This window comes from Streptomyces sp. NPDC059740, assembly GCF_042733155.1.
Classification (GTDB): domain Bacteria; phylum Actinomycetota; class Actinomycetes; order Streptomycetales; family Streptomycetaceae; genus Streptomyces.
The window spans coordinates 131,740-155,747 of record NZ_JBHWGP010000007.1; the positions used below are offsets into that span (position 1 = coordinate 131,740).

The 24,008-nt window shown below is 72.4% G+C and carries 20 protein-coding genes; 6 read left to right on the forward strand and 14 right to left on the reverse strand.

The window, feature by feature from the left end; translation table 11 throughout:
- Nucleotides 1-27: 27 nt before the first annotated feature.
- Nucleotides 28-780 carry a histidine utilization repressor gene (hutC, locus tag ACFV3R_RS11725; RefSeq protein ID WP_385579465.1) on the reverse strand — a complete coding sequence of 251 codons (753 nt, stop codon included), beginning with the start codon at nucleotides 778-780 and terminating at the stop codon, nucleotides 28-30.
- Nucleotides 781-1,053: 273 nt separating this feature from the next.
- Between hutC and hutU the strand changes: the two genes are divergently transcribed.
- Entirely contained in the window at nucleotides 1,054-2,751 is a 1,698-nt protein-coding gene (gene hutU, locus ACFV3R_RS11730) for a urocanate hydratase (RefSeq protein WP_385579468.1), read from the forward strand.
- Between the two features lie 7 nt (nucleotides 2,752-2,758).
- Entirely contained in the window at nucleotides 2,759-3,766 is a 1,008-nt protein-coding gene (gene hutG, locus ACFV3R_RS11735; RefSeq protein WP_385579471.1) for a formimidoylglutamase, read from the forward strand.
- 105 nt (nucleotides 3,767-3,871) lie between these two features.
- On the opposite strand, the gene ACFV3R_RS11740 is transcribed toward hutG, so the two are convergent.
- Entirely contained in the window at nucleotides 3,872-6,226 is a 2,355-nt protein-coding gene (locus ACFV3R_RS11740; RefSeq protein WP_385579474.1) for a GH92 family glycosyl hydrolase, read from the reverse strand.
- A gap of 337 nt (nucleotides 6,227-6,563) precedes the next feature.
- Nucleotides 6,564-8,474 carry a chloride channel protein gene (locus ACFV3R_RS11745; protein ID WP_385579477.1) on the reverse strand — a complete coding sequence of 637 codons (1,911 nt, stop codon included), beginning with the start codon at nucleotides 8,472-8,474 and terminating at the stop codon, nucleotides 6,564-6,566.
- Nucleotides 8,475-9,414: 940 nt separating this feature from the next.
- On the opposite strand from ACFV3R_RS11745, the gene ACFV3R_RS11750 reads away from it, so the two are divergent.
- A complete protein-coding gene (locus ACFV3R_RS11750) occupies nucleotides 9,415-9,930 on the forward strand; it encodes a MarR family winged helix-turn-helix transcriptional regulator (protein WP_385579481.1) in 516 nt (171 codons plus the stop codon).
- A gap of 226 nt (nucleotides 9,931-10,156) precedes the next feature.
- On the opposite strand, the gene ACFV3R_RS11755 is transcribed toward ACFV3R_RS11750, so the two are convergent.
- From ACFV3R_RS11755 to ACFV3R_RS11770, 4 genes are all read right to left on the reverse strand, one after another.
- Nucleotides 10,157-11,125 carry a phosphatidylinositol-specific phospholipase C gene (locus tag ACFV3R_RS11755; protein ID WP_385579484.1) on the reverse strand — a complete coding sequence of 323 codons (969 nt, stop codon included), beginning with the start codon at nucleotides 11,123-11,125 and terminating at the stop codon, nucleotides 10,157-10,159.
- Nucleotides 11,126-11,489: 364 nt separating this feature from the next.
- On the reverse strand, nucleotides 11,490-12,977 hold the full coding sequence (locus ACFV3R_RS11760; protein ID WP_385579918.1) for an MFS transporter: 1,488 nt from the start codon (nucleotides 12,975-12,977) through the stop codon (nucleotides 11,490-11,492).
- Nucleotides 12,978-13,000: 23 nt separating this feature from the next.
- A complete protein-coding gene (locus tag ACFV3R_RS11765) occupies nucleotides 13,001-13,552 on the reverse strand; it encodes a TetR/AcrR family transcriptional regulator (protein WP_385579487.1) in 552 nt (183 codons plus the stop codon).
- Between the two features lie 179 nt (nucleotides 13,553-13,731).
- The gene (locus ACFV3R_RS11770; protein ID WP_385579489.1) at nucleotides 13,732-14,655 is read right to left on the reverse strand and encodes a helix-turn-helix domain-containing protein; all 924 of its coding nucleotides are present in this window, start codon (nucleotides 14,653-14,655) and stop codon (nucleotides 13,732-13,734) included.
- Nucleotides 14,656-14,816: 161 nt separating this feature from the next.
- Between ACFV3R_RS11770 and ACFV3R_RS11775 the strand changes: the two genes are divergently transcribed.
- Complete coding sequence (locus tag ACFV3R_RS11775) at nucleotides 14,817-15,602, forward strand: alpha/beta fold hydrolase (protein ID WP_385579491.1); 786 nt, start codon at nucleotides 14,817-14,819, stop codon at nucleotides 15,600-15,602.
- 285 nt (nucleotides 15,603-15,887) lie between these two features.
- Nucleotides 15,888-16,079, forward strand: coding sequence for a hypothetical protein (locus ACFV3R_RS11780; RefSeq protein WP_385579494.1), 192 nt, complete (start codon nucleotides 15,888-15,890; stop codon nucleotides 16,077-16,079).
- Between the two features lie 107 nt (nucleotides 16,080-16,186).
- Here the strand turns inward: ACFV3R_RS11780 and ACFV3R_RS11785 are convergent, their stop codons facing one another.
- The 5 genes from ACFV3R_RS11785 to ACFV3R_RS11805 all read right to left on the reverse strand — a co-directional run bounded on the left by ACFV3R_RS11785 (nucleotide 16,187) and on the right by ACFV3R_RS11805 (nucleotide 21,392).
- Complete coding sequence (locus ACFV3R_RS11785; RefSeq protein ID WP_385579497.1) at nucleotides 16,187-17,092, reverse strand: class I SAM-dependent methyltransferase; 906 nt, start codon at nucleotides 17,090-17,092, stop codon at nucleotides 16,187-16,189.
- Nucleotides 17,093-17,172: 80 nt separating this feature from the next.
- Complete coding sequence (locus tag ACFV3R_RS11790; RefSeq protein ID WP_385579501.1) at nucleotides 17,173-18,282, reverse strand: NAD(P)-dependent alcohol dehydrogenase; 1,110 nt, start codon at nucleotides 18,280-18,282, stop codon at nucleotides 17,173-17,175.
- On the reverse strand, nucleotides 18,279-19,685 hold the full coding sequence (locus ACFV3R_RS11795) for an aldehyde dehydrogenase family protein (protein ID WP_385579504.1): 1,407 nt from the start codon (nucleotides 19,683-19,685) through the stop codon (nucleotides 18,279-18,281). The genes ACFV3R_RS11790 and ACFV3R_RS11795 overlap by 4 nt, the downstream gene beginning before the upstream one ends.
- 9 nt (nucleotides 19,686-19,694) lie before the next feature.
- Complete coding sequence (locus tag ACFV3R_RS11800) at nucleotides 19,695-20,450, reverse strand: (5-formylfuran-3-yl)methyl phosphate synthase (protein WP_385579507.1); 756 nt, start codon at nucleotides 20,448-20,450, stop codon at nucleotides 19,695-19,697.
- Between the two features lie 378 nt (nucleotides 20,451-20,828).
- Nucleotides 20,829-21,392 (reverse strand): transglycosylase SLT domain-containing protein, encoded by a 564-nt coding sequence (locus ACFV3R_RS11805; protein WP_385579510.1) that lies wholly within the window; start codon nucleotides 21,390-21,392, stop codon nucleotides 20,829-20,831.
- A gap of 633 nt (nucleotides 21,393-22,025) precedes the next feature.
- On the opposite strand from ACFV3R_RS11805, the gene ACFV3R_RS11810 reads away from it, so the two are divergent.
- Nucleotides 22,026-22,757 carry a DUF4232 domain-containing protein gene (locus tag ACFV3R_RS11810; RefSeq protein WP_385579513.1) on the forward strand — a complete coding sequence of 244 codons (732 nt, stop codon included), beginning with the start codon at nucleotides 22,026-22,028 and terminating at the stop codon, nucleotides 22,755-22,757.
- Nucleotides 22,758-22,913: 156 nt separating this feature from the next.
- Here the strand turns inward: ACFV3R_RS11810 and ACFV3R_RS11815 are convergent, their stop codons facing one another.
- The gene (locus ACFV3R_RS11815; RefSeq protein WP_385579517.1) at nucleotides 22,914-23,393 is read right to left on the reverse strand and encodes an FAD-binding protein; all 480 of its coding nucleotides are present in this window, start codon (nucleotides 23,391-23,393) and stop codon (nucleotides 22,914-22,916) included.
- 45 nt (nucleotides 23,394-23,438) lie between these two features.
- Nucleotides 23,439-23,786 carry a hypothetical protein gene (locus tag ACFV3R_RS11820; RefSeq protein WP_385579520.1) on the reverse strand — a complete coding sequence of 116 codons (348 nt, stop codon included), beginning with the start codon at nucleotides 23,784-23,786 and terminating at the stop codon, nucleotides 23,439-23,441.
- Between the last annotated feature and the right edge of the window lie 222 nt (nucleotides 23,787-24,008).

Here is a 24,008-nt window from a genome sequence, read left to right on the forward strand (position 1 = left end):
CCGGTCCGTTGCCGGGTCCGGCCGTTCTCAGGCGCCGAAGGTGCCCGCCAGGCGGTAGCGCGAGCCCGGGTGCAGCAGTCTCGCCACACTGACCAGCGCCTCCCCCGACCACGTCCGGCGCTGGATGAGCAGGCACGGCTCGGACGGTTCGACGCCGAGGATGTCGCACTCCTGCGCCGAGGGCAGGACCGCCTCGACGACGTGCTCCCCCTTGCCCAGCGGAGCCACCTCGGTCAGGAACGTGTAGGGCGTGCGCCGGGTGAAGTCCTGGTCCAGGTAGCCGGGCGCGAACTGCGGGTTGACGTAGCGGTCCTCCAGCTGCACCCCGACGCCGTCCTCGAAGTGCACCACCTGTGAGTGGAAGACCGGGCTGCCCACCGCGAGCCCGAGGTCGCCACCGACCGTGGGCCCGGCCTGCTCCTCGCGCACGCACAGCACCTTCGCGTGGTAGCGGTGACCGCGCAGCCGCACCTCATCGGCGATGTTGTGCACCTCGACCAGTGCCGAACTCGCCTTGTGCGCGGCGACGAACGAGCCGACGCCCGCCACCCGCCGGATGACGCCCTGTGCGGTCAGCTCGCGCAGGGCCCGGTTGACCGTCATCCGCGACAGACCCAGGCAGGCCACGAACTGGCTCTCCGAGGGCAGTGCGTCGCCCTCCCGCCACCGGCCGCTGGTGACCAGCTCGGTGACCAGGTCCTTGATCCGCTGGTAGGCGGGCACGCCGCTGGCGGCCCGTGCCCGGTACAACCGGGTGAGGTCCGCCGTCTCGACAGCCACGCGGTTCACCATCCCTGTCGTCGTCCCGCCCGCGTCGCGCCTGGCCGGCGGGCGGTCGGGCAGCCCTGGCGTCCCGGCGAATTCTAGTGCCGCGACGGGCGGCGCGGGACGCCGCCGCGGGGCCGTGCGCGGCCGTGCGCGGCCCCGCCGGCCGGACCCGCCGGAGCAGGCGGTTTCTCGGATCCGAGAAAAGCACCGGCGACAGGTGGTTCCGGCGGGAACCGTCACCTGTCATGGAGCCGCAAGACCTTGATCTTCCTGTCAGGAGGCAGCATGCCCAGCGTTTCCCCGGACGCCCGGACCGTCCGCGCCCCCCGTGGCACCAAACTGAACTGCCTCGGCTGGCAGCAGGAGGGCGCCCTGCGGATGCTCATGAACAACCTCGACCCGGAGGTCGCCGAGCACCCGGAGGACCTGGTCGTCTACGGCGGCACCGGGAAGGCGGCCCGGAACTGGGAGGCCTACGACGCCATCGTGCGTACCCTGAAGACCCTTGAGGACGACGAGACGATGCTCGTCCAGTCCGGCAAGCCGGTCGGCGTGATGCGGACCAACCCGTGGGCCCCGCGGGTGTTGATCGCCAACTCCAACCTGGTCGGCGACTGGGCGAACTGGGAGGAGTTCCGCTCCCTGGAGGCCCGTGGCCTGACCATGTACGGCCAGATGACGGCCGGTTCGTGGATCTACATCGGCAGCCAGGGCATCCTCCAGGGCACCTACGAGACGTTCGGCGCGGTGGCCCGCAAGAAGTTCGGCGGTTCGCTGGCCGGCACGATCACCCTGACCGCCGGGCTCGGCGGCATGGGTGGTGCGCAGCCGCTGGCCGTGACCATGAACGACGGCGTGGCCATCTGCGTCGACTGCGACCCCAGCCGGATCGAGCGCCGTATCGCCCACCGCTACCTGGACGTGGCCGCGGACGACCTCGACCACGCCCTGCGCCTGGCCACCGAGGCCCGCGACGCCCGCCGCCCGCTCTCCGTCGGCTTGGCCGGCAACGCCGCCGAGGTCTTCCCCCGCCTGCTGGAGATGGGCGCGCCGATCGACATCGTCACCGACCAGACCTCCGCCCACGACCCGCTGGCCTACCTTCCCGTCGGCGTGAGCGTGGCGGACTGGCACGAGCAGGCCGCCAAGGACCCGGCCGGCTTCACCGAGCGGTCCCGGGCTTCGATGGCCCGGCACGTGGAGGCGATGGTCGGCTTCCTGGACGCCGGCGCCGAGGTCTTCGACTACGGGAACTCCATCCGCGACGAGGCCCGCAAGGCCGGCTACCAGCGCGCCTTCGACTTCCCCGGCTTCGTGCCGGCCCACATCCGGCCGCTGTTCGAGGAGGGCCTGGGCCCGTTCCGCTGGGCCGCGCTCTCCGGTGACCCCAAGGACATCGAGGCGACCGACAAGGCGATCATGGAGCTGTTCCCGGAGAACGAGCACCTGCACCGCTGGATCAAGATGGCCGGCGAGCGGGTCGCGTTCGAGGGACTGCCGGCGCGCATCTGCTGGCTCGGTTACGGCGAACGCCACCGCGCGGGCCTGAGGTTCAACGAGATGGTGGCCTCCGGCGAGCTGTCCGCGCCGGTCGCCATCGGCCGCGACCACCTCGACTCCGGTTCGGTCGCCTCCCCCTACCGCGAGACCGAGGCCATGCTCGACGGCTCCGACGCGATCGCCGACTGGCCGCTGCTCAACGCCCTGGTCAACACCTCCTCCGGCGCCTCCTGGGTCTCCATCCACCACGGCGGCGGGGTCGGCATGGGCCGCTCCCTCCACGCCGGCCAGGTCTGCGTGGCCGACGGCACCGAGCTGGCCGCACAGAAGATCTCCCGGGTGCTGACCAACGACCCCGGCATGGGCGTCATCCGCCACGTCGACGCCGGCTACCAGCACGCCGCGGACGTGGCACGCGAGCGCGGCGTGCGCATCCCGATGGCCGAGGACGAGAGCGCCACGGACACCCCGGACGGGAAGTGAGGACGCCATGACAGTGGCCACCGACGTGCCGTCCCAGCCGTGGACCGGCCGGGACGACGGCCCGGGCACGGACACCCTGCGCTGGCACCACGCGGTACGCACCGAGCCCCGTCCCGGGCAGGCGGCGAGCGCCCGCACGGTGCCGGACGACGGGACCGAGACGCCTGACGCCGCCCTGGTCGGCTTCCGCAGCGACGAGGGGGTGCGGCGCAACCAGGGACGGCAGGGCGCGGCGAACGGTCCGGCCGCCCTGCGCCGGGCGCTGGCGTCGATGGCGCTGCCCGCCCCGGACCAGGTGTGGGACGCCGGAGACGTGAGGGTCGCCGACGGGGACCTGGAGGCCGGTCAGCACCGGCTGGGCGCCGCTGTCGCCACACTGCTGGACGAAGGGCGTCCGGTGGTGGTGCTGGGTGGCGGGCACGAGGTGGCCTACGGCAGCTACCTCGGCATCGCCCGGAGCCGCGCGCTGCGCGGGGCGGCCCGCCTGGGCGTGCTGAACCTCGACGCCCACTTCGATCTGCGCGACGACGTGCGCCCGAGTTCGGGCACTCCTTTCCTGCAGATGGCACGGGAGGAGGAACGGCAGGGCCGGGCGCTGAACTACTGGGTGCTGGGCGTCAGCCAACCGAGCAACACCCAGCGGTTGTTCCACACCGCCGACAAGCTCGGCGTGCGGTACCTGCCGGACACCGAGTGCGGTCTGCTCGGCCTGGAGCGCGCCGAACGGTTCGTGGACGCCTTCCTCGCCGAATGCGACCTCGTCCACCTGAGCATCGACCTGGACGTGCTGCCGGCCGCCGCGGCGCCCGGGGTCAGCGCGCCGGCCGCCTACGGTGTGCCGATGGAGGTGGTCGAGCGGGTCTGCACGCGGATCGCGGCGAGCGGCAAGCTGGCCGTCTGCGACGTGGCCGAGCTCAACCCGGACCTGGACGTCGACCAGCGCACCGCGCGCGCCGGCGCCCGCCTGGTGCATTCCGTCCTGACGACCCGGAACGCCGCCGTCCGCCCGATGTGACAGGCCAGTCGGCCGGCCGTACCGCGGGCACGGGACGGGAACGGACCGGAGCGTGCTCCGGGTGCGCCCCCGGCAAAGGGGCGCACCCGGAGCAGCGCACTGTCCTCAGTGCCGGTTCAAGGCCGGCGGGGCGGCGTCGACGCCCCAGTCGGTGGGCCGGTCGGAGAGCCCGATCCGGATCGTCCCGGAGCGCAGCAGATCCCGGTGGGAGAGCCAGCTCTGGTGGAGGGTGCCCTGCCGGGTGGTGACGCGGGAGACGTACTGGAGCTTCGAGGCGCTCGCGCCCGGGGCCTCGACGGTGAGGCGAGGGCCCTGCTCGGGGCGGATCTCGACCTTGTCGAACATCGGTGCGGAGATCACGTAGTCGGCGGATCCGGGCTGCGCCTCGAAGATGCCGGCCATCGCGAAGACGAGCAGCGAGGAAGTGGCGCCGAGGTCGTCGTTGCCGGGCATGCCGTAGGCGTCGTCGGTGAACAGCGTCCGCATCGCGCGCAGCACGGCCGAGGTCTTCCACGGAGCGCCCGTCCACGCGTACATCCACGGCGCATGGAAGTCCGGCTCGTTGTTCGGGTTGAACGCGAAGTTGTTGTGGTAGTCGTACGCACCCGTCACCCACGAGTCGGAGGCGGCCTTCCCCGGATCGGCGAGGACGGTCGGCATGTCGAAGAAGGTGTCGAGCCGCTGCTCGGCCTGGGCCGGTCCGCCCATGAGTCCGAAGAGGGTCTGCGGGTCCTGCTGGGCGAGCCACTGGTACTGCCAGGCCGTGCCCTCGTGGAACGCGCCGAGCTGCGTCGGGTCCGGGTCGCCGGCCACCGTGCCGTCCGCGTTGCGCGTCACCGGGAAGCCGGAATAACCCTTGGAGGTGACCGAGGCGTCCCAGAGCTTGGTGAAGTTGTCGCAGCGTGCGGAGAGCGTCGCGGCCTTGTCCCGGTAGCCCAGTCCGGAGGCCATGCGGGAGAGGGCGCAGTCGGCGAGGGCGTACTCCAGGGTGGCCGAGCCGGCCTGGCGGCTGTCCCCGTACGTGTAGCCGGGCAGGTTCTGGTAGCCGACCCAGCCGTTCTTCAGGTAGCTCGGGTTGCCGTCACGGCCCCGGAAGGTCGACTGGTCGGCGGGGACCTCGTTGGCGTTCTTCCACAGGGCGTCGAAGAGTGCGTGCGCGGTGGACCTGTCGAGCAGGCCCCGTTGGTAGATGTCGACGATCCAGGGGGTGACGGGATCGCCGCTCATCACGTTGGTCTCGCTGTTGCCCAGGCCCCAGCGCGGCAGCCAGCCGCCGTCCTGGTAGACGCGGAGGAGGGACTCGGCCATGTCGGCCGCCTTGCCCGGGTGGAGCAGCGCGACCAGCTGGTTCTGCGAACGGTAGGTGTCCCAGAGCGAGAACATCTGGTAGTACGTCGACTTCGCGCGGTGCACCCGGTCATCGAAGCCGCGGTAGCGGTGGTCCACGTCGGACCCGATCGACGGGTGCAGCAGCGAGTGGTAGAGCGCGGTGTAGTACGTGCGCTGGTCGGCGGTGGTGCCGCCGGCCACGCGCAGACGGTTCAGCTCCTCGCGCCAGGTGCCGTGCGCCGCCGCCCGGGCCCGGTCGAAGGAGTGCGGTTGCTCGGCCCTGCGGTTGAGGCGCGCGCCGTCCACGGAGGTGTACGACAGGCCGACCGAGGCGCCGACCCGGTGGCCGCCTGCCGGGTCGAAGGTCAGCCAGGCGCCGGCGCGTTGCGAGCCGCGGGAGGCGGTGCGCCGGCCGGGGGTCAGCTTGTCGTCGGTCCAGGTGCCGAAGGAGGAGAACTGCCGGTCGAACCTGGCGCTGAAGAAGATCCGGTACCGCTCCTTCCCGGTCTCCCCGCAGAAGTTGCCGCCCTGGAGCCAGCCCTCGACGGTGTCGTCGCCGACCACGTGGACGTCGCCGGCATAGGTGCTGCCGTTGCTCTGCCCGACCTCGATCAGCACGTTCTCGGGGCCCGAACCGGCCGGATAGGTGTAGCGGTGCTGGCCGGTCCGCTGCGTCGCGGTGAGTTCCGCGTGGATGCCGTTGTCGAGCTTCACGCCGTAGTAGCCGGGAGCGCGGTCCTCGTCAGCATGGCTGAACTTCGCCGCGTACTGCGCCGGGTCGGAAGAGGTGACCGCTCCGGTGGTGGGCATGAAGCGGAAGTTGCCCATGGTCTGGCAGCCGACGCCCGACAGGTGGGTGTGGCTGAAGCCGAGGATGGTGTTCTGCGCGTAGTCATAGGAGGCGTACTTGTTCAGCTGGGTGTCAGGGCTGAGCTGCACCATGCCGAACGGCACCGAGGCACCGGGGAAGGTGGTGCCGTCCCCGTTGTTGCCGATGGACGTGTCGACCAGCGTGGTGGGATCGGCGGCGAACGGCGGCGCGGCCCCGTGGGCGCTCGCGACGCCCGCGGAGGCCGCTGTCACGGCGATGGCGAGCGTCACTGCGGCGAAGGCCCGTCTCAGCGATTTCATCGAATCCTTCCTGACAACGTTGTCAGCTGGGGGCCTCCGATCTTCGCCGTCCGTGGGCCGAACCGTCAACCCCCGTGGTGCTCGTCCTGGTTGCCAGTCGCCGGCGCGGCCGAACGGCATGCCCCCACCGCGGACGGTCCGGCCGGACGGTGCGGTAGCCACCCTCGCGGGCAGGGTCCAGGGCCCCTGCGATCCCCGTCGGTCGGGCAACCCCGCAGCCAGTCTCCCGGCCGCCCTCCCACCGACGGCCGTGTTTGCAGCCTCCGCCGTCCGCCCGGGCCGAGCCGGTACCGGGCCCACCGGACCCGGCACCGGCTACTGCCGGGGGTGCGCCGGCTCAGCCCAGCGCGGGCTCCTTGCCCTGCCCGTCCTCCGGCGGCGCGGGGTGAGGCCTTTCCGGACCGGTGGCGGCCAAGGGACCGGCGGACTCCGGACGCGGCCCGCCGGAGGCGACGACCAGGGCCGGCTTCCGTCCCCGGCGCCAGGGCGCGGCCAGGACGCGCTCGGTGTGCTGCTCCTCGTGGAGGTCGACCCGCCTGGCCGTCAGCAGGTCGCGCAGGCTGAGGATGCCTTCCGCCCGGGCGGGTTCGTCCCGGGACACCACCACGACACGGGTCACGTGCTGGGCGGCCATCCGGTTGGCGACGGTCCGGAGCGTCTCGTCGGAGTAGGCGGTGAGGGCTGTCCTGGCCAGCTCGCCCAGCGGGCGCTGGTCCTCCGGGGAGCCGTGCAGCAGCTCTGCCCGGGTGACGACGCCCGCCAGCCGGCCGGACCCGTCCAGCACCGGGTAGAGCCGCTGGGCGAGGATGCCGTCGGCGTCCCGGGCCTCGTGCGCGGCCTGCAGCAGTGCCGTGGCCTGACCTGCGGCCGCGGTGGTGCGGAAAGTGGTGACCAGCGGCGTCTCCAACTGCCTGACCAGGTGCACCTCCAGCGGGTCCACGGAGTACTCCCGGGTGAGGTGCAGGCCCCTGCGGGCGAGCTTCTCGGTGAGGACCGACCGCTTGAGCAGGATCACCGAGAGCAGGTACGCCGACGAGGCGGTGATCACCATCGGGATCAGGGCGTTCATCTCGTGCGTCAGTTCCAGGCAGAAGACGATGCCGGTGAGCGGTGAGCGCATCACCCCGCCCAGCACTCCGGCGAGCGACACCAACGCCCAGAAGCCGGGCCCGACGTGCGGGAAGACCAGCCCCTCGGCGGCACCGAGGGCTCCCCCGACCATGAACATCGGCGCCAGGACACCGCCCGACGTCCCCGAGCCCAGGGACAGGCCCCAGATCAGGGTCTTGACCACCAGGATGCCGAGGATCAGGCCGACCGTGGCACGTCCGGTGAGCAGCTGGTCGATGACGTCGTACCCGACGCCGAGCGCGCGCGGCTCGAACAGGCCGCCGATGCCGATGATCGCGCCGCCGATGGCGGGCCACCACATCCAGTGCAGCGGAATGCGCGCGAAGAGGTCTTCGGACAGGTAGACGAGGGCGGTGGCCAGAAGGGCGAGCCCACCCGCGGCGAGCCCGGCGACCACGCACAGGCCGTACGCGGACAGCGGCAGCGAGGCCGGTACGCGGGCCCCGCCGAAGAGCGGCTCGGTACCGAGCAGCGGGCCGCGGACCAGGGTCGCGGTGACGGCGCCGACCGCCACGGGCAGGTAGGAGCGGGGGCGCCACTCGAAGAGCAGGAGTTCGACGGCGAGCAGGATGGCGGCGAGCGGCGCGTTGAAGGTGGCGGCCATACCGGCTGCGGATCCGGCCACCAGCAGCGTCTTGCGTTCGTCGGTGGTGACCCGCAGGAACTGGGCCAGGATCGAGCCGACCGCCCCGCCGGTCATGATGATCGGCCCCTCGGCGCCGAACGGGCCACCCGTGCCGATGGATATCGCGGACGAGGCGGGTTTGAGCACGGCGACCCTGGGCTGCACCTTGCTGCCGCCGACGAGGATCGACTCGATGGCCTCCGGCATGCCGTGGCCCCTGATCTTCTCCGAGCCGTAGCGCGCCATCAGCCCGATCACCAGGCCGCCGAGCACCGGCATGAAGAGGATCAGCCACCAGTGGGTGGTGGTGGCGGGGGTGGTGTCGCCGAAGGACAGGCGGCCGTGGAAGCAGAGGTTGGTGAAGAGCGCGATCAGCTTCAGCAGGCAGACGGCGACGAGGGCGGCGAGCGCACCGACCGGCACGGCCAGGGCGGTGATCACCGCGACCCTGGGCGGTACGTGGAAGTCGCCCAGGTGCGCGACTTTCGTCACGCCGGACGGGCTCGGTCGGTGCGGGGCGGCGTGTGGCGCTGCCACGGAGGACCTCCGGTTTCTGGGAGCGGATCTGGGTTGCGGATGGTTTGCGGGAGGCGGGCGGGCGCCGACGGCCGGGAGCGTCCGGGGCGTCCCGGCGCGCCGATCGGAACGCACTCGGTGGGGGCGCGCCGGCGAGCAGGCAGGCGAGGTCCACCGGGCGGGCTTCATTGCCCGTGCGATGGACGAGGGGTACGGGCGCGGACCGGTGCGCGGCGAGGCCGGCCCGGCGACGATCGGCGTTCCCGGGCGGCCCGCGAGCACGCGGGCCCGCCCGGTGTGCCGGGCGGCCCGTTCCGGGCAGCGGGGTTCAGTCCGGCAGGTCGCGGGGGCGGCCGTGACGGACACGGGGTCCGGTGGCGGCGGCTTTCGCCCTTCCGGGAGTCGGCGTCAGCGGCGGGGACAGGGGGTGCCCGCCGGGAGGGTGTCAGGCGTGCGGATCACCCTTCCCGTGCGTCGCGGGGCGCATGTCGTACTCCGTCTCCCATCGGTGGCTCGGGCGGACGTGGAACATGCTCGTGGGCCGCCTCGGAGGTTACGGTCGATCACATCGCTGCACCGGTGCGGCTGCGCCCACGCCGCGCCGGAATCGATGTTCCGAGCGTATCATTGCACTCTGCAATGGTGGCGGCGGTGTCACGGAACGAGACACGGAAAGACAGACACAATGGGTCAGAACGGGCACGGAAAGCAGTCGCCGGTGACGACCGGGGCCGGCACGGGGACGGAACCCGTCGCGGAGACCCGGGACACGGCCAGCGGCCGGAAGGAGCCTGCGGGAGGCCCGGAACCCCGGGGTGCCGTGCCGGTCCAGGACGGGGACGGGCCCGTGCCGCGGGACGGGACGCACCCGGCGGACCGCGCAGCCGCAGGCGGATGCGGCGCTTCGGCCGGCTCCGTGCACAGCGCCGGTGGCGACCTCGACCAGGATGCCGCCGAGGTGACCGCCAGCGTGATGGCCGCCTCGCGCCTGGTGGTGGCTCTCTCGGCCCGCGCGCTCGCGGAGGCGGACAGCGCCCTGACGTTGCCGCAGCTGCGAGCGCTGGTCGTCCTGGACGGCTGCGGGCCCGTGAAGCTCGCCGCTCTCGCGGCCACGCTCGGCGTCAACCCGTCCACCGCGATGCGCATGGTCGACCGCCTGGAGGCCGCGGAGCTGGTGGAGCGCAGGACCAATCCCGAGGTCCGCCGCGAGGTGGTGCTCCGGCTCACCGGACACGGTGCCGACCTGGTCGCGCAGGTGCTCGCACACCGGCAGCGTGAGGTCGCGGAGCTGGTCAGCCGGCTGCCGGTGGATGTCCGCGCCGGCCTGGTCACCGGTCTGCGCGCCCTGACCGAGGCCGCGGCGGAGCCGGGGGTGACGCCCGCGCCGGGGCAGCCGCCGCGGGCGGACCTCGCCGGCGGCGCCGGCCTCTGAGCGCTCGCCCGCACAGCCGGTGCGGGAGGTCCGGCAGCGGCCTTCCTGCCGGCGCTGCTACCGCGGCGCGGCCAGTAGGAGCCCTGCCCGGACGCCGCCTCCGAACCGCATGGGTACCGGCTCTCAGCGGTGGCATCCGGGACGCGGGGGGAGGTTCCGGCAGCCGCGCCCCGGTGGACGGTCAGAGCCGGGTCGCCTCCGTCACGTCAGGGGGATGCGACCCCGGTCAGTGCCAGTTCCAGTCGATGAGGGTGCTCAACGTGTCCGAGTGGAAGTCGGGGAAGTCCATGGGGACGACACCGAGGTGCGTACGGTCCGACAGACGGCCGCTCAGGTAGCTCTGCACCCCGGGCATGATGGCGTCCGCGTTGACCTTGGGCCACCCGCCGCCCGCGTAGCTGGTGAAGTTCACGTACATCTGCGAGGAGTCCTGGTCCCGGGTGGCGTTGTCGAACTGCTCGGTCACCTTGGCGCTCTTCTGGGACGGAGAGGACAGCCCCTGGTAGATGTCCTGGAGCGAGAACCACTTGTTGGAGAGGAAGTCGTTGTCGCCGCCCGGCCATTGCAGGACCGGCCAGTCGTTGTCGAACTGGGCGATCAGGACGATGCGTCCGCGCGCCGCGCCGAGCGAGGGGACCTGGTCGGTGAGGAGGAAGGAGGGACGCCAGCCCTTGGTGTCGAGGTAGACGTTCAGGACGTCCTTGAAGTGCGCGCCGACGTCGTTGTTGGTGCCGTTCTCCTTCTTCAGCCGCATCAGGATCGTCTCGCCCGGGTGTTGCCGCAGGAAGTCCCCGCATTCGGTGAGTACGCCGTCGAAGGTGATGCCCTGGTAGTACCCGGAGTGGTAGATCCCGAAGGAGTCGTCGAGATGGCCCTGGAGTCCGTTGGCGCGGATGTCCAGGAACCGTATGCCGCGCTGGAGTTGCTCGGTGATTCCCCAGTTCTGGGTGTGGGACCACTCGGTGCCGTTGGCCGGGTCGGTGCAGCAGGAGTCGTGGGTCCCGGGGATGGTCATCCGCAGCAGCGACAGGGTGTCGGGCAGCGCGTCCATCCAGTCGGCAGGAGACGCGCTGCCGACGGTCGCGGCGGTGCGCGCGGTGGTCGCGGCGCGCGCGGACGCACCGCCGCCGCCGAACACCAGGGCGGTGGTGGTGACGGCGGCGGAGCGGATGAGGAAGCGGCGGGTCAGTGTCATGGGCGTTTCCTGCCCCCTCGGGGAGCGTTCGCAACGTCCTCTCCCGCCTCAACGGCCTCTGGCGCGAGGAGGCCGCGCCGGGCGTCGGGACGCCGCCGAAGTGGCCGGACGAGGATCTGTCCGGTTTCCTTCAACGGCTCGGTGTGGGCCGGCACTCCGTGGGACGTCGACGTCGTAGCGGTGGTGTGCGAGCGGGGGGTGAGGACAGCTCGTCGTCGCATCGGCCCTCGCCCGGACACTCGTGGCCCCCTCCCCCGCCCGCTTCCCGGCCATCACTCGGACGTATGCGAGCGGCTCCCGAGCGTGGCGCCGCCGGCCCACCCGTCTCCGTGCGGCCGCTCGACGGCCCGGGAGCAGCCGCGGGTCACCGCAACCTCTGCTCGCGCAGCAGGAACCAGGTCGCGACGGCGGCGGCCAGCAGGACCACTGCGCCCGCTCCCGAGGCGAGTGCGAGTCCCTCGGTGAAGGACCGGCGCGCGGCGTCCAGCAAGGCCGCGGCGGTCCCCTGCGGCAGGTGGGCGGCGGCCTCCGCGGCCCCGCCCAACGAGGTGCGCGCGGCCTCCGGCGTGCCGGCCGGGCCGGTGAAACCGCGGTAGACGCCCGTCAGCACGGAGCCGAGCAGCGCGATGCCCAGGGCGGCGCCCAGCTCGTACGCCGTCTCGGACACGGCGGAGGCCGCGCCGGCCTGTTCCTCGGGGACGCTGGAGAGGATCACGTCGGCGGTGACGGTGAACGAGAACCCGGCGCCGAGGCCGACGACCAGCAGGGCGGTACCGAGCAGGGGGTAACCGGTCGTCTCGCTGATGCCGGTGAGCGCCGCCAGCGCCAGGCCGACGGCGGCGAGGCCTCCGCAGACGACGGCCCGGACCGAGAACCGGCGGGCCGCACGCCCGGCGACCAGGCCGGACGCCACTGCGCCCACCGCGGTGGGGAGTTCCGCGAGGCCTGCCTCGAACGGGTGCCTGCCCTGTACCAGTTGCAGGTACTGCGAGAGGAAGAAGGCCAGCCCCGAGAGGCCGAGCACGGTCAGGAGGTCGGCCAGCACGGCACCGCAGAAGCCGCGGCTGCGGAAGAGCCGGGTGTCCAGCAGCGGGACGCGCAGCGACGACTGGCGCCGCACGAAGCCGTACAGGGCGGCGACGCCCAGCAGACCGGCGGCAAGAGGGACCCGGGCGAAGCCGTGTGCGGCCGTCTCCTTGACCGCGTAGACGACGGCCACCATCCCGACCAGGGACAGCACGACGCTCCCCGGGTCCCAGGGTCCGGGCTCGGGGGCCCGGCTCTCCGGCAGCAGACGGATCCCGACGAGCACCAGGACGGCCATGACGGGCAGGTTGATCAGGAAGACCGAGCCCCACCAGAAGTGCTCCAGCAGGAAGCCGCCCAGCACCGGACCGACCGCGGTTCCGGCCGAGGCGGCGGCGCCCCAGACGCCGACGGCGAGGCTGCGCTCGCGCGGGTCGTGGAAGAGGTTGCGGATGAGGGCCAGCGTGGCCGGCATCAGGCAGGCACCCGCCACGCCCAGCAGCGCCCGGGCCAGGATCAGCAACTCGGGCGAGGGCGCGTAGGCGTTGAGTACGGACACCGCCCCGAAGACCGTGGCGCCGACCAGCAGGACGCGCTTGCGGCCGATGCGGTCGCCGAGGTTCCCCATCGAGACCAGCAGCCCGGCTATCGCGAAGGAGTAGACGTCACCGATCCACAGCAACTGGGTGGCCGAAGGGCGTAGGTCCTCGCTGATGTACGGGGTCGCCAGGCTGAGGACCGTCGCGTCCACGGCCACCAGGAGCACCGCGAGGACGAGGACGGCGAGCGCCGTCCAACGGCCGGGCGCCCTGACCGGTGCCGCCATCTCGACCGACTGCACGCTGGTGGTCACGATTGCCTCCCGCGGCAGACCCCGCCGAGCAGCAGCTCCGCGATCATGTGGGGAAAGTCGTTGCGGGCCGCGCGGCCCTCGTTCACCGCCCACGCCCCGGAGGCGAGCAGTCCGTAAAGGGCCTCGGTGAGCCAGACCGGGCTGAGGTCGATGCGGAACTCGCCGCTCTCCTGGCCACGCCGGAACAGTGCGGCGAGCCGGGCGTCGATGCGCGCCCATCCCTCGTTCAGCGCCTCGCCCTCGAAGAGCTGGCTCTCGGCGTACAGGAAGGCGAGCAGACCGGCACAGGGCTCCAGGGCAGGGACCAGGCGGCGCACCGCTTCGGCAGCGGGTCCCTCGTCGAGGTCCGCGGTCGTCAGGGCGGCGTCGCACTCGGCGATGCCGAGGTCCTCCAGGGCACGCACCAGGGCGTCGCGCCCGGCGAAGTGGCGGTGCAGCGTGGCCCGGCTGATCCCGGCGGCGCGGGCCACCTCGTCCATCGTCGAGGTGGCCCTGCGGCTCAGCAGGGCGGCGGCGGTCCGCAGGACGTGATCACGGTCGACAGGCATGAGACAACTGTAAATCATATGAGACGCACATGTCTCATTACGGACGGTGCGCGGGCGCCCCCCGACTTCAAGGACACGTTGCGGGGGCGGGAGGCCGAGGTCACAGGGCGATCAGACCTGCCGCTGTCCCCCGCCCCTCGTACGCGATCGTCATACTCGACCTCGTCGGCGGCGGGGCGTCACGACCGGGGACGAGGCGGAGCCGTTGAGCGTGGCCCGGTTTCCCCGGGGCCGCCGGAGCCCGTGTACGCGGTGCGCCAGGCAGCGGGCGGCGTGCCGGCCTGGCGTCGGAAGAACGTGGTGAAGTTCCCGGTGTCCCGGAAGCCGAGGCGTCGGGCGCAGCTGCTTACCGGAAGGTCGGTGTGGGCGAGCAGCCTCTTGGCTTCCAGCAGGATGCGCTGGTCGAGGAACGTCTTGGCGCCCGCGCCGGTGGCGGCACGCGTCGCCCGGGTGAGGGTGCGCACGTCGTAGCCCAGTGCCCGCGCGTAGTCGGCCACCTGGTGCCAGTCGGTGAAGTGCTCCTCGACGGTGGCCCGGTAGGTGCGGAACACGTCGGTGTGCCGGCTGCCGGATCGCCTCGCGTCGGTCGCGGGCGGCGTGTCGGGGAGGGTGCGCAGCACGAGCGCCGCCAGCAGGTGGGCGAGCAGTGCGGGAGACGCCAGGCGGGGTGTCCGCACTGCCGTGCTGTGCTCGCGGTCGAGGTGTTCGGCTGCGAGCAGGGCGAGGGAGAGGCGCTGCCGGTCCAGGTGCCAGCATGCCGGTGCGGCGGCCTCTGACGCTGTGAGGCCCGGGAGGAAACCGGGCTGGAAGAGGACCAGTGGGCCGTCGCAGTCGTCGATGTCGCTCCAGCGGTGCACCATTCCCGGCCGGATCCACACGACGCCGCCTTCCCGCAACCGGTAGCTGTGGAAGTCCGCTTCGTGGGTGCCGGTTCCGGAGCCGACCAGCGCGAACACGTGGAAGTCGGGGCGCTGCGGCTGTACGCGACGATGCCGGGTGTCCATCGCACGCAACCCGGCGAAACTGAGGACCTCCACGCCGTACGCCGCCCCGAGGGCAGGCAGGTAGCGCAGTTGCCGCACGGTGTTGAGTCCGTTTTCCACAAGCAGTCCGCTGCTTTCCGCCAAGGAGGGGGCGCCCTCTTGCCTACTGTCGGACTGAGCCTGCCATACAGGGCAGGTGCACGGTTCAGAGCTGACCGGCAGGGTGGCGGGAGCCGCCTTCCGCAGCAGAGAGAAAAGACGCGAGGATGACGGAAACAACAATGACGGTTCCCGTGGCGGGCGGGTCCCTCGACGTGCGGGTAGGGGGCCAGGACGGACCCACGCTGGTCTTCGTCCATTACTGGGGCGGCTCGGCCGACACCTGGAACGGTGTGATCGGCCACCTGCCCGACGGGCAGGCGACTCTCCGCTTCGACCAGCGCGGCTGGGGCTCCTCGACGGCGTTGCCCGGCCCCTACCACCTCGGCCGGCTCGCCGCCGACCTCCTGGGTGTCGTCGAGACGCGGGTGCCGGGGCCGTTCGTCCTCGTCGGCCACTCGATGGGCGGCAAGGCGAGCCAGCTCGTCGCCGCCCGCCGCCCGGCCGGGCTGTCCGGCCTGGTGCTCCTCGCACCCGCACCGCCACAGCCGCCGCCCACGGTGACCGAGGAGTACCGGCTGGGCCTGTCGCACGCCTACGACTCGCCCGAGACGGTGCAGTACGCCCTCGACCATGTCCTGACCGCCTCGCCGCTGACCGGGGCGGTGCGCGCCACCGCGGTGCACGACAGCCTCGCCGCCGGAGCTGAGGCCCGGCGCGAGTGGCCCCTGCGCGGGATCGCGCAGGACATCACACACTCCGTACGGGACATCGAGGTCCCGGTCCTGGTGCTGGCCGGGGAGAAGGACGTGGTGGAGCCGGAGCACGTCCTGCGCGACCACCTCCTGCCGCACATCCCGCACGCCACACTGACAACCGTCCCGGACACCGGCCACCTGCTGCCTGTGGAAGCCCCCGGGGCCGTCGCCGCGGCCCTCACCGGCTTCCTCACGGCCGTGCAGCGCTGACCGCGCGGACGGAATGCTCGTCCTGCCGGTGCCGAGCGCCGCAGCCCGGCCGCCGGCGGCTGTCCTCGGGCGCCGTCGACGACGGGAACCGGCTGCTCCCTCTTCGTGCGGACGCGGGAGAAGGGTCGTGGACCCTCTTTCCGCGATCTTGAGACGGCCTCCACCGGCAGTACCGCTCCACCCGACCCGCAGCGGTCGGCACCGCGCTCCGCGCGCAGGCTCACCGCCTCGCCGATCCGCAAGCCCGACCGGGACGCCTGGGCGGCCGGCCGGAGCGCCCCCCTCGTGGTGCTGCTCCTGCCGGTGCTGCTCGCGGTCTCCCTGGTCGGCGACGTCGTCGAGGTGCTGCACTACGGCGGGCTGTGCCTTGGCCACGCACCGGCCGGCCCGCCGCTGGGCAGTTCTTCGCTCACCGCAGGGACCTACCAGCGCAACCCGCATGCCTCGACCGGTGACCGAGACCAGCTGGACCGGTAACCGTACGCCGCCGGCGGTCACAGGTCACCGGAGTGCCGGGCTTCTCGGCGCACTGCCGGCAGGTGAGTGCCTGAGGCCCCGCAGCAGGCCGCTGAACACCGCGGACGTCACGGCCGGGGCCTGTGTGCGAACACCCACCGGTTCCCCTCCAGCGCGTCGTTCGGCTCCGGCAGGGGTCCTCGTCCGTGCCGGCGGGTGTGGTCGAAGGGGGTGTGCACCGAGGTGGACCAGCCCCTGGCCGTCAGGGCGCCCGCGGAGTCGGGTCGTGGTCCCTTGTCGAAGAGGTGGAGCAGGTCGATGCCGATCTGCTCTCTCGTCGCCGTGTAGATCGCACTGTCGCGGTATGCCAGCAGGTCCTTCTCCAGCTTGGCCTCGAAGGCCAGGGCGCTGCCTTCGGTGGTCAACCGGTCCACCGTGTCGATGAGGTACGTCTCGGCTGGGCCCGGCAGGTAGAAGAGCAGCCCCTCGGCCAGCCAGACGCTCGGTGCGCCCGGGTCGAAGCCGGCCGTGGTGAGTGCGGTGACCCAGTCGGCGCGCAGGTCGACCGGTACGGGGACACGCTTCACCCCCGGGGTGGCCGACAGGTCCGTGAGCACCTGGTGCTTGAACGCCAGCACGCCCGCTCGGTCGATCTCGAAGACCACGCAGTCGGACGGCCAGTCCAGTCGGAAGGCGCGGGTGTCCAGACCGGCGCCCAGCAGGACGACTTGGTGGGCGCCCGCGCGGACCGACCGGAGGAGGAAGTCGTCGAGGACTCTGGTCCGCAGGCCGAAGTAGCGGGCGAACCGTCCCCAGAGCGGGTTGCCGTCCCCGTCCGGGACCTCCTGGATGCGCAACGGCCAGTTGGCACACGCCGGGGCGGCGCGCACGAAGTGTTCTGCGTAGAGGTCCCTGGCCAGGCTGTCGTGGCGGTGGGTCTCGATCGCCCGTGCTGCTGCGACCAGGAGGGCGGTCAGGCCCACGCCGCCGTCCACCCCTTCCACGTCCGTGTGCTGCGGCGCGGTGCCGGCCATGTGCCCTCCGATGGCGGGAGTAGGGACTACGGGATGCGTGCTTGCCTCATGTGCGGAGTCTGCGGTGCCGCGTGTCCGGCTCAACGGCTTCTTCCCTTCGGGAGCAGGACGGGCTTGACCACGCGGCCCGCCTCGCAGTCGCGTTCGGCCTGGTTGATGTCGGCCAGCGGGTAGGTGCGGATCATCCGGTCGAAGGGGAAGCGGCCGGCCTGCCACAAGGCGGTCAGCCGGGGGATCAGCAGCCCGGGGACCGCGTCACCCTCGCAGAGGTGGCGGATGCTGCGCCCCCCGTCCAGCGTGCCCGGTTCGAGCGGCAGCGCGGTGTGGAGCCGTGCCACCAGGCCGAGACTGCCGGTGGGGCGCAGTGCCCGGAGTGCGTCGTTGATGAGCGGGGGTGAAGCCGTGGTGTCCAGCGCGTACTGCGCGCCGCCGTCGGTCAGCCGACGGATCTGCTCGGGCAGCCCGGACGTGGCGGCGGTCAGCGCAATTGCCCCGAACTGTTCGGCCAGGGCCAGCCGCCCGGGATGCCGGTCGACGGCCACGGTCAGCGCACCGGCAGCGGTGGCCGCCATCACCGCGGCCAGGCCCACCGCGCCCGCGCCGAAGACCGCGAGGGTGTCGCCCGGACCGACGCCGAAGGTGTTCAGCACGGCTCCGGCGCCGGTGAGGAAGCCGCAGCCGAGCGGTCCGAGCAGTTCGAGGGGCAGTGTGGGGTCGACCCGGACGGCATTGCGGGCCGGGACCAGCGCGTACGCGGCGAAGGAGGACTGGCCGAACCAACGGGGGGCCAGCGCTCCCCCGGTCGCGTCGGTGAGCCGGGGCGCCTCCTCCTTGCGTCCTCCGAAGAGGTTGAGGGAGGCGAAGGAGTCGCAGTAGGAGGGGGCCGCGGCACGGCAGTTGCCGCACTGTCCGCAGGAGTCGAAGCTCAGCACGACGTGGTCGCCCACGCCGATCGCCGTGTCCGGACCGCCGCCCGTGCGCACCACGACCCCGGCCCCCTCGTGCCCCAGCACGGCCGGCAGCGGGCTGCGGCCGGCCGATCGCCGGACCGCGAGATCGGTCCGGCACATCCCGCAGCCCGCGATCTCGACCAGGATCTCGCCGACAGCGGGTTCCGGGGGCAGGGCCACCTCCTCGATCGTGAACGGGCCCTCGTAGGAGCGCAGTACCGCTGCCTGGAACCTGGTCATCCTTCCTCCTGTGGACGGTGGACGACGAACGGCCGGAGGTTGCCGTACAGCCCCCACGGTCCGCCCGCGACACCGACGCCGCTGTCCCGGATGCCTGCGAAGGGCTGGGCGAGGGACAGTTCGGCATGGTGGTTGATCCACGCAGTGCCGCATTCGAGCCGGTCGGCCACCGCCTCGGCCCGGTCGGGGTCGGTGCCCCACACGGAGCCGCCGAGACCGAAGCCGGTGCTGTTGGCAGCGTCGACGGCCTCGTCGAGGCTCCGGTACGGCAGCACCGGGAGGACCGGGCCGAACTGTTCGTCGCTCACCACAGCGCTGTCGGGTGGGACGTCGGTGAGGATGGTGGGGGCGAAGAAGTAGCCCGGCCCGTCCAGCCGGTGGCCGCCGGCCGCCGCACGGGCGCCGTCCGCCAGGGCCTCCTTCGTGACCTGTTCGACCCTGGCCAGCTGGGGGGCGTTGTTGACCGGGCCGAGCCGGGTGTCCGGGTCGAGGCCGGACCCGACGGCGACACTCTTCGCGCGCTGGGCGAGGGCTTCGACGACCTCGGCCTGGAGCCGGGCCGGGGCGTAGACGCGTTTGACCGCCATGCAGACCTGTCCGCAGTTGCGGAAAGCAGCCCAGAACAGCCGGTCCGCGATCCGGTCCACCTCGACGTCGGGCAGCAGGACGGCGGCGTCGTTGCCGCCCAGTTCCAGGGTGACCCTCGCGAGCGAGGCCGCCGCCGCTCCGGCGACGGCCCGTCCGGTGGGTACCGAGCCGGTGAAGGTGACGTGCCGGATGCCCGGGTGGGAGGCGAGGCGGGCGCCGAGAGGTTCCCGGCCTGTGACGACGGTCAGTACGTCCTCGGGCAGGGCGGCGGCAAGGACGGAGCCGAGCAGGCGGGTGGCGAGGGGGGTGTACGGGGAGGGTTTGAGGACCACGGTGTTGCCGGCTGCGAGCGCGGGCGCGAACTTCGCCGCCGCGAGCTGGAGGGGAAAGTTCCACGGCACGATCGCGGCGACGGGGCCGAGGGGGCGCCAGCGGACCTCGCTGTGCACGGGCCGGCCGTCGGTGATCCGCCGGGTTCTCGGACTCAGGTCTGAGAAGTAGCGCAAGCGCGCCGCTGTACGGGCGACCTCCGCGTAGGACTCGGTCAGCGGCTTGCCCTGTTCCCGGGTGAGCACGTGGGCGAGGTCGTCTGCGGCCCTCTCCACGGCGTCTGCCGCCGTGCGCAACGCTGTGGTGCGGGCGGCGGGGTCGGCGCGCCAACGGTGCCAGGCCCGGTGGGCCCGGTACACCACGGCGTCCAGCTCTTCCGGCTGCTGGTCGGGGGCCTCGTCGAAGGTCTCCCCGGTGGCCGGGTCGACGACGGGGAAACGCGCGGCCCGGCGTCCGGGGACGCGGGCGGGCTCGGAGTCCGGCATGCCGCGAGGTCAGCTCGCGGCGGGCACGGCGGCCGCGTGCTCCCGGACCTGCCGGTCCATCTCCGCCCGGAAGGCGGCCACCAGATGAGGCTGAATCCTTCCCGCATTGCGGTCGCCGCCCTCGCAGACCGCTCCGCGCACACCCACGATGTCCGTGCCGATCCGGGTCAGCGGACCGAGGTCGGCCTGTTTGACGCTGCCCGCGAGGGCGGCGAGCAGGCCGGACGCATGGGCCAGCCGGACGAACTCGGCACAGACCTCCGGTGGAACGTGGTCGAACAACCGCGTCCCGTCCTTGATGGCGGTGTCCAACATGGCCGCGTCGGCGCCGGAGCGGGCGGCGATGTCGGGCAGGGCCAGCGGGTTGACGCAGCCGATCCGGTGGGCGTCGGCGTAGCCCGAGGCGACGACGAGAGCTTCGGGGCGGTGGTCCTTCACTGCCCGGACGACTGCGCGCATGACCTCGATGCCCTGATCGGGTGTCGTGCACCCGTAGAGGCCGACCTTGATGTACGTGGCGCCGGAGACGACCGCGCCGAGCGCGGCCTGGGCCACCGTTCCGGGCTTGTACGGGACGTCCCCGACCGTGGCGGACACCGGTTTGTCCCCGGGGACAGCGTCGCGGATCTCTCTGATGACCCAGGGGAAGTTGGCGCCGAGCGAGCCCTCGTCGGGCTTCTTGACGTCGACGATGTCGAGGTGCTCCGCCGCCTTGGCGCAGTCCAGGGCTTCCTCGACGCTGTCCGGGGAGATGAGAAGCAACATCACGGTCTCCTTCCGCCGCATGTCCACCTGCCCGGGGGCAGGATGCGGTCCGAGTGGTTCACGTGCGGTGTGCTCATCATTTCCGCCGCCCGTGGGCGCTGGTAGGGCGCGCGGAGTTCCCATGAGGCGCTGCGTCCCCGTTCAGTGCGCCGTGCGCGCCGGTGTGAACCGGCTGCACCGACCCTCTGTCCGGCCGAGGTGGTGGTCCGGGGATTACGTCCGCCTTCGAGCTGTACGGGCTCGGCGAGGAGAGCGGGGAGCGGTGAGGGCCGGGCAGGAGTGTCCTGCCCGGCCCTCACCGTGTTCCTGGGCCCCGCCGCGCCCGGCGTCCGGGGCGGCTGTCCCCAGAGCCCAGGGGCTGTGGGTCACCCGCGCCGATCAGTAGGCGGAGTTGACGTTGTCCATCGAGCCGTACCGGTCGGCCGCGTAGTTCGTGGCCGCGACGATGTTGGCGACCGGGTCGGTCAGCGAGTCCTTCGTGCCCTTGACGTGGTAGGTGTCAAAGGTCGGCTGGATCACCTGCAGCAGACCCTTGGACGGCACGCCCTTCTGCGCGTTGACGTCCCAGTTGTTCTGCGCGGTCGGGTTGCCGCCGGACTCACGGATGATGTTCTTGTGGATCCCGTGGTAGCTGCCGGGGATGTGCTCGTAGTGCATCACGTCCAGCGCCGTGCGGATCCAACCGTCCAAGTTGTCGCCGTGCTTCTTCTTGCCCTGCTCGACCAGCTTGGCGACCTTCGCCGCCTCCTTGGCCTGCGCGTCCTTCGCGTCCGCCTTCTTGCCGTGGGCGACGGAGACAGCCGCGGGCTTGGCCTCGTGAACCGGAGCGGCATGCGCCGGAGTCGGCGCCAGAGTCGCGGCGGCAGCGGCGGCACCCGCGGTGGCGATACCGGCGACGGTGTACTTGCGGAAACGGGTCGCGGTGAGGGTGGTGGCAGTCATGGCGTACCTCTCCAATACGGGGGACATCGTGGGGAGGCCGACAGGCTGTCGGCGGCACATCCCGGAACCCTTGGGGGGCGTCCGGTACGTGCTCGACGCGGCTTCTCGCGTCGCGGGGCCGGTGTCAGGCTCGGGCGGAAGGACTCCCGCCCGGTCCGGCGCTCGGCTCCCCGGTACGTCCACCACCTTGGGAACCGGCTCTCCACCGGCGCCAACCTGTGACCTACGAAAGCGCGTAATAGGAGGCTCCGAGCCAGTGCGCTCCTGGCGCGTGCGAATGCCGGTGATGGCTACTACCCGGCCGGGGCTGTGACGCGGGTCCCGTGCCCGCCCTCACACGGGAAGGGGCACATCAGGGCCCGCGCAGCAGGTGGTGTGACGGACGGTCCAGTGACTGATCACCACCGGCGCAGGGACAGTCGGAAGGAGGCCGCACGGACAGTCAGCAGCGGTCGCGGACCGGCCCCCGGTCGGTCCGGCCGGGAGGCCCGCCCGCGTCCGGCCCGTCCGCGTCCGGCTCGGCCGGCACTGTTACACCGCTGTGGCACGGCTCGAAGAACCACCGGCGCCGCAGCGCCCTCTCTGTAGTGGAAGGCTGCACCTGCAGCCGGACGACAACGGAGGAATGCCCGCATGAACACCCGCCGCGTGACCCGTCTCGCCGCCGCCCTCGCCGCGTCGGCCGCTCTCGCCCTGACCGCCACGGCCTGCGACGCCAGCGAGAGCTCGGCGAAGGGCTCTGCGTCCTCCAGCGCTGAAGACGCCGGCTCACAGTCCGCTTCCACCGGCAAGGGCTCCGCGCACACCGACGCCGCCGGCAGCGGCTCCGCACGGGTGGACGCCGCGGCGGGCAAGGGCACCGGCGCCGCCGTCACGTCTCCCTCGCCCAAGGCCGCCGCTCCGGCGGCTTCGAAGACGGCGTGCACCGGCGCAGAGCTGAAGCCGTCGATCGTGCACGGCACCGACGCCGACCCCGACCCCGAGGCGTCCCAGACCACCGCCACCCTGCTGTTCACCAACGTCGGCAAGCGCACCTGCACGGTCCAGGGACACCCGGGCGTCGACCTGGTCACCGCCTCCGGCGACACGTGGAGCCTCATGTGGCAGAAGAAGACGGCGGAGAAGGTCACCCTCCGGCCGGGCGTCGCCACCATGGCCGAGCTGACCTTCCTGCCCGTCAGCCCCTCCTCCAAGGCCCCGGACCAGCAGCCCTTCCTCCCCACCGGCCTCAAGGTCACCCCGCCCGACACCACCGCGACCGCGACGCTCACCTGGCCGTGGCAGGACATCGCCGTCCTGCGCCAGGACGGCGCCACCCACCCGGGCACCTACATCAGCACGGTGGAGGGCACCGCGAGCAGCTGAGCGACGGAGCGACCCGCACACCCGCGTCCTGCTCCTGGCCTTCCGGCGCCCCTGACCAGGTCACGCGAGGCGGTGACGGCGAAGGGCACCGTCGTCACCGGTGCTCCCGGGCAGCACAGCTGAGCGCGCAGGCCATGCTGCTCGCCGCTGCGGCCGTCACCGCAGCGGCGAGCGGTCCGGCGGCGTACGGGCACGACGCTGCGGTGGGACGGCTTCCCGTGAGGCGGCGTCCGGGTGACGGCGCACGGCCGAGCGTGTGCCTCGTCGTTCACCGCACGTCGATCGGCCGGACCGATCGGCCGGTCGTCGGTCGCATCGACGCGGACGCCCGCCGGGCGGGCCGGAACGGTCAGCCCCTGATCTCCTTGATCTTGAGCATGCGCGTGATGACGACCGGTCCACCAGGGCGTGCTTGAGGGCGACGTCACCGCGGAGGTTGTGCCGGTCCATGGCCTCGCGGCTCGGAGTGGTCCAGGCGCAACCCGCGAAGCGTGCCGAGCCGCCGACGTCCGCGGCGATCTCCACGAGCGCACCGGACAGGCCGCATTCCACGGCACCAGCGCCGGCGGTCAGGCCCGCCATGCCCGCACCCATGACCAGTAGGTCGACGCCTTCCGTGCGCATGTGACTCCCCATCGGTCGAGGGGCTGGCCCAAAACCTCGCGCCCGGCACCTCCAGCATCACCGGCGCGACTGGTCAACTGAATCCACTTCACCATCTCGATACGCCGAACCGTAGACGCCGGCACCCGCGACGGGCAACACCCGGGCGTCACGCAGGGACGCACCCGGGGACCAGCGAGACCGCTGCGCGATGCCGTCGGCGTCCGCGCCGCCATGCCGGTCTGCGTGGGGCCGGGCGCGACCACGTTCACCCTGATCCCGGTGCGCCACGGCGTCGAGCCGCCCGCCTTCCGGCAGGACGTCACCCACGGCTGCGTCGACGGCCGAGGCGTCCACCACGTCCAGGGACACCGCCCGACCGGCGGCCAACTCCTCGGCGCCGGCCCGGGCGTTCCCGCTGTTCACGTCGGCGAGTACCACGGCCCGTGCCCCGTCGGCCGCCAACTGCCGGGCGACCGCTGCCTCTGCGCCCGAACCCGCGCCGGCCCCATCGTGGCCTTGCCTTCCCGACGGCCCGCCCGAGTACCACCGCTCATTCCGCAACCTCCAGTCGCCCTGCGGGCGGCCATGGCCGCTTATTGAACTGACTTCGCCTCTGTTACCGTCCCTGTCAAGGATGACAAGAGC